Annotated in this window: 1 protein-coding gene and 1 pseudogene; both read left to right on the top strand. The window is 72.0% G+C overall.

Annotated elements, in window-relative coordinates; genetic code table 11:
* The gene (locus BFF77_RS32540; RefSeq protein ID WP_066957168.1) at positions 1-1,005 is read left to right on the top strand and encodes a glycoside hydrolase family 18 protein; all 1,005 of its coding nucleotides are present in this window, start codon (positions 1-3) and stop codon (positions 1,003-1,005) included.
* Between the two features lie 222 nt (positions 1,006-1,227).
* Positions 1,228-1,508 (top strand): annotated as a pseudogene (locus BFF77_RS32545) (MarR family transcriptional regulator); the annotation flags it as partial.

Consider the following 1,508-nt stretch of genomic DNA (forward strand, 5'->3'; position numbering starts at 1 on the left):
ATCCGCAGCGCGACGGCGGCGGTGAGCACCGGTACGACGAGCAGGACGGCGAGCGCCGCCGTCGCGCTGCGGATCAACTACACGGGCGACATCGAGGACGGCACACGGACACGCGGCCGGGACGCCATCTGGCTGGGCCACGCCTGGGTGGACGGCCGCAGGAAGGATGCGGATCTCGCCGCCTTCGCGGAGCGCGTCCGCGGGACCGGGATACGCGATCTGTATGTCCACGCCGGACCGCTGGAGCACGACGGAACGCTGCCCGCCGCCCGCTACGCCCGGGCCCGGTGGCTGATCGGCGCCGTGCACCGCACGATTCCGGGAGTACGGGTGCACGCCTGGCTGGGTGACGAGCTGGCGACCGAGGGCCCCGAGGGGCTGCGGCTGGAGCGCGCGGCGTCACGCGCCGCCGTGGTGCGCTCGGCCGGACAGATCCTGGACGCGGGATTCGACGGTGTCCATTTCGATCTGGAGCCGCTGCACTCGGGGGACGGGGATTATCTCTCGCTCCTCGACGATCTGCGCGTTCTCACCCGGGCCAGGGGCGTGCCGCTCTCCGTCGCCGCCCATCAGATCGATCCGCTGCCCGCGCTGCACTCCGTCGCCGGCGCCCTCACCGGACACCCCAAGTGGTGGTCACAGGCGTTCTTCGCGCAGGTGGCCCGGCGCGTCGACCAGATCGCCGTCATGTCCTACGACACCGCGATGCCGCTGGAGAGCCTCTACGGCGGTTATGTCGCCCAGCAGACCACGCTCGCCCTGGAGGTCACCCCGCCCGGCACCGATCTGCTGATGGGACTGCCCTTCTACTACGAGGAGGACATGAGCCATCACGGCCACGCGGAGACCGTCGCGGCGGCGGTCCGCGGCACCAGGCTGGGCCTGGGGCGCACGGACCGCGACCGGGAGCGGTTCGGAGTCGCCATCTATGTCGACTTCGCCGCGAGGGAGGGCGACTGGACGGCGTACCGCGAGGGCTGGGGCTGCGTCACGGCCGGATGCTGAAACGCTCCTTCGCCGGCGGCGGCCGTACCCGCGAGGCGAGTCGGCGCGTCGTACGGGTCGGCGCCTCGAACATCGAGCCGTCCCGGGTGGGAGCGGGCTTGCGGCCCCGGTGGCTGCGGTGGCGCTGCCGGACACACACGGGGGGCGGACCGCTGGTGGGGCGGGCCCCTGGATGGACAGGAAAACTTGCAAGTTTACCTGTCCACCTTCTACGGTGAGTCCATGTCCGAGGAGTCCGGGTGGTCCGCCGATCCGACCGCCGAGCAGCTCGCCGCCGATCTCACCTCCGTCGTCCGCACGCTGGTCCGGCGGCTGCGGACGGCCTCGCCCGACAACCGGCTCACGCCCTCCCAGCGTTCGGTGCTCGCCCGGCTGGACACCGACGGGCCGTCCACGACGGCCGCGCTGGCCCGCGCCGAGTATGTGCGTCCGCTCGATCAGATCCTGGTTCTCCAGGGCGGCGAGCGTCAGCCGCATCGACTGCGGACGCACATACTCGGCGC

Origin of the sequence: Streptomyces lushanensis (genome assembly GCF_001700515.1) — a bacterium.
Taxonomy (GTDB): domain Bacteria; phylum Actinomycetota; class Actinomycetes; order Streptomycetales; family Streptomycetaceae; genus Streptomyces; species Streptomyces lushanensis.